The 4,398-nt window shown below is 75.9% G+C and carries 2 protein-coding genes; both read left to right on the top strand.

What is annotated here, in order from left to right:
- The coding region (locus tag ACOV8S_RS22185) for a carboxyl transferase domain-containing protein (RefSeq protein ID WP_448319702.1) at positions 1-2,694 on the top strand (2,694 nt) is incomplete at its 5' end.
- A 150-nt stretch (positions 2,695-2,844) separates the two neighbouring features.
- A partial coding sequence (locus ACOV8S_RS22190; RefSeq protein WP_448319703.1) for an NUDIX hydrolase occupies positions 2,845-4,398 on the top strand: 1,554 nt, incomplete at its 3' end.

Genomic DNA, 4,398 nt, shown 5'->3' on the forward strand with positions numbered 1-4,398 from the left:
ATGCGGGTGGTACGGCGCGCCGAGGAGCTGGACGAGGCGTGGCGGCGGTGCCGCTCGGAGGCCCGGCAGAGCTTCGGACGCGACGCGTTGTATGCGGAGCGGCTGATGGAGGGGGCCCGGCACGTCGAGGTGCAGGTGGTGGGGGACGCCCTGGGGGCGGTGACTCACCTGTGGGACCGCGACTGCACGACCCAGCGCCGCCGTCAGAAGGTGATCGAGATGGCGCCGGCGCCCGGCCTGACGGAGCTCTTGCGTGCCTCCATGCGCGACGCCGCGCTGGAACTCGCCCGCAGGGCGGGGTGCACGGGGCTCGTGACCGTCGAATTCCTCGTGCTGGACGACGAGTTCTGCTTCATCGAGGCCAATCCCCGGCTCCAGGTGGAGCACACGGTCACCGAGGAGGTGACCGGTGTCGACCTGGTGGCCGCCCAGTTGCGCCTGGCGGCCGGGGCGACGCTGGCCGAACTGGGGCTGTCGGAGCCGCCGGCGCCCCGCGGCCACGCGGTGCAGGCCCGGGTGACCGCCGAGGCGACGGGTCCGGACGGCGAGGGCCGGCCGTCGGCGGGCCGGCTCACCCGCTTCGACCTGCCGTCGGGGCCGGGTGTCCGGGTGGACACGGCGCTGCGGGCCGGCTCGGAGGTGGGGGTGCGCTACGACCCGCTGCTCGCCAAGGTCGTGGCGCACGTGCCCTCGGGCTCCGTGGAAGCCGCCTGCGCCCGGGTCCGGCGGGCCCTGGGCGAGTTCGCCGTCGAGGGCGTGCACACCGGCATCCCCTTGCTGCGGGCCGTGCTGGCGGAACCGGAGTTCTGGGTGCGCCCGGACGCGGTGGAGCGCTGCGCGCGCGTCCTCGCCCCGGTGGAGCCGGAGACGTCGGAGGGGGCCGCTGACGGCGAAGGGGGCCTGGTGCGGGCGCCGATGACCGGGACGGTGGCGCAGGTGGACGTCCGGCCCGGCGAGGAGGTGGGCGCGGGGCGGCAGTTGCTGGTGCTGGAGGCGATGAAGATGGAGCACGTGGTCACCGCTCCCTGGTCCGGCCGGGTCCGCGGTCTGCGGGTCCGGCCGGGCGGGACGGTGACCGAGGGTGCGGTGCTCGCCGTGCTGGAGCCGTCGGGGGCTGCCTCGCAGGAGGCGGCCGTCGAGGAGGCGTGTGACCCGGACGAGGTGCGGCCCGATCTCGCCGAGGCACTGCGGCGGCACGCCTTCGGCCTGGACGAGAACCGCCCCGAGGCGGTCGCCGAGCGGCACGCGCTAGGACGCCGGACGGCCCGCGAGAACATCGCCGACCTGTGCGACGGGGGGACCTTCACCGAGTTCGGCGCCCTCGCCCTGGCCGCGCAGCGACGGCGGCGTTCCCTGGACGACCTGATCCGCTCCACCCCGGCGGACGGCATGGTCACCGGCACCGGGCGGATCGACGGCCGACCGTGTGCGGTGATGAGTTACGACTACACGGTGCTGGCCGGGACGCAGGGGATGAACAACCACCGCAAGACCGACCGCCTGCTGGAGCTGGCGCACCGGCGGCGGCTGCCCGTCGTCCTGTTCGCCGAGGGAGGCGGCGGACGGCCGGGCGACACCGACTCGACGGCAGTGGCGGGCCTGCACCTGACCACCTTCCGCTCCATGGGACGGCTGAGCGGCCGGGTGCCCCTGGTGGGCATCGCCTCGGGCCGCTGCTTCGCGGGCAACGCGGCGCTGCTGGGCTGCTGCGACGTGGTGATCGCGACGCCGGAGGCCACCATCGGGATGGGCGGCCCGGCGATGATCGAGGGCGGCGGTCTCGGGGTGTACCGGCCGGAGGAGGTCGGCCCGCTGGCGGTGCAGGTTCCCAACGGGGTGGTGGACGTCGCCGTCGCCGACGAGGCGGAAGCCGTCCGGGTGGCCCGGCGGTACCTCTCCTACTTCCGGGGGCCCGTCGACGACTGGGAGGCCCCGGACCGGCGGCTGCTGCGGCAGGTGGTGCCGGAGAACCGCCGGCGCGCCTACGACGTCCGCGCCGCGGTGCGCGGCCTGGCGGACACCGGCTCGGTGCTGGAACTGCGGCCGGAGTTCGGGGTGGGCATCCTGACCTGCCTGGTACGGGTGGAGGGGAGGCCGCTGGGGTTGCTGGCCAGCAATCCGGGTCACCTGGGCGGCGCGATCGACCGGGACGCGGCCGACAAGGCGGCGCGTTTCCTGCAGTTGTGCGACGCCTTCGGGCTGCCGGTCCTCTCGCTGTGCGACACCCCGGGCTTCATGGTCGGTCCGGATGCCGAACGCACCGCGACGGTGCGGCACTTCGCCCGGCTCTTCGTCGCGGGCGCCCATCTGCGGGTGCCGATGGTCGGACTGGTGCTGCGCAAGGCGTACGGCCTGGGCGCGATGGCCATGCTGGGCGGCTCCACGAGGGCGCCGGCGGCCACCGCGTCCTGGCCCAGCGGGGAGTTCGGCGGGATGGGTCTGGAGGGCGCGGTCCGGCTCGGCCACCGGCGGGAGCTGGAGGCGATCGAGGATCCCGGGGAGCGGGCCCGGGTGTTCGAGGCACGGGTGGCCGAACTCCACGAGCAGGGCAAGGCGGTGAACGCGGCGGCGGCACTGGAGATCGACGCGGTGATCGATCCGGCCGACTCCCGGGCCTGGGTCCTCGCCGCGCTGGACGGCTGGGAGGACGACCGGGACGCGGCCGGGGAGCGGCGGTTCGTCGACACCTGGTGACGGACCGCGGCCGCGACCGCGCGCCGCCCTCACCGTCCGAGAACGTCCGGGCCCGGCCGTAACGCACCGTCACCTTGCTCGTTGCTCCCTGTGAGCACACACGCGTTCGAGGCAAGGAGGCGCGATGCGGCGTCCGGTGGAGGATTCTCTGTGACGGTGACCCAGCCCGCGGCCGATGCGGCCGGTCTTTCCGAATACCTCGCGGTCCACCCCGCGCCGGTCATGGCGGCGGACGCGCTGATCCGTGACGCCTCCGGCCGGGTGCTGATCGTCGACCCCTCCTACAAGGAGGGCTGGGACCTGCCGGGCGGCATGGTCGACGACGAGGAGCCGGTGGCCGCGCTCGAGCGCGAGCTGCAGGAGGAGCTCGGCATCCGGGGCGCGCGGGTCGGGCGGCTGCTGGTGGTCGACAGCATGCCCAAGGAGGTCTACGGCCGCGCCCACGTCGCCTGTGTCTACGCCGTGCACCCGCGCCGCCCGCCGGCGGTCGAGGAACTGGTGCTGCAGCAGGAGGAGTTGCGCGCGGCGGAGTACGTCACCGAACGGGAGGCGCTGCGCAGGCTGCCGGAGCCGCTGCGCCGCCGGGCCGCGGCGGCCCTGCGGGCGTCGCTGGGCTCGTACACCGCGCAGCTGCGCCAGGGCCGGCCCGTGCCGGTGGACCTGAAGGACCACTACGCGCTGCTCCCTTCCCCGATGATGGCGGCGGCCGCGCTGATCACCGACACGCGCGGCCGGGTGCTGGTGGCCGAGCACTCCTACGACCACGGCGGGGGCTCCCCCTTCGGCCTGCCCGGCGGCATGGTCCACGCGCAGGAGTCCCCGCGCCGGGGGGCGGCCCGGGAGCTGGCGGAGGAGCTCGGGCTGACCGGGGTGCCGGTGGGCCGGCTGGTCGCCGTGGACAGCACCCCGGCGCGCACCTACGGCCGGGCCCTGGACGTGCACGTGTTCACGGTGGGGCCGCTGACGGAGGAGCAGGTCGCGGGGATCGGCTTCCCGGACGGGGAGATCCTGGCCGTCCACTGGCTGGCCCCCGAGGAGGCCCTGGCCGTGCTTCCCGCCCAGATCGGCAACCGGCTCAGGTACGGGCTGCGGGCGATGGCCGCGGGGACGGTCGCGCACCTGGAGGGGGGTCTGCCCCAGCCCGGGTCCGCGGTGGGCCTTCCCGCCGCCCGGCGGGCGATCCCGCTCGAGGAGGCGGGCGCCGGTCCCGCGGCGGCCGCCGACCGGCTGGCCACCCGGGCCAAGACGTTCACCACCGCCGCCGTGCTGGTCACCGACCCGGCGGGCCGCGTGGTGCTGGTGCGCGAGGGGGAGGCGGGCTGGTCGCTGCCCGCGGTCCCGGTCGCCGGCGACACCGGCGAGACGCCCCGCCGGGCCGCCCACCGGGTGCTGCGCGAGCGGCTGGGGCGGGACGCGCCTGCGGGAGCGCTGCTCGCCGTGGACTGGCTGCCCGGCGCCGCCGGGTGCGAGGGCGCCCGCGTCCTCCCGGAGACCCTGCACGTCTACGACGGCGGCGTCCTCACCGAGGCGGACGCCGCCACCTGCACGGCCCACGCGGACGCCGCGCCCGGCTCGGCCGACACGAGCGGTACGACCGACGCGTGCGCGGCGGGGAGGACACGGACAGCCCACACGGATGCCACGGTCGGCACGGGCGAGACCGGCGATGCGGCCGGCACGAACGCGGCGAACGTGACCCCGAAC

It is taken from the genome of Streptomyces sp. CO7 (assembly GCF_053474865.1).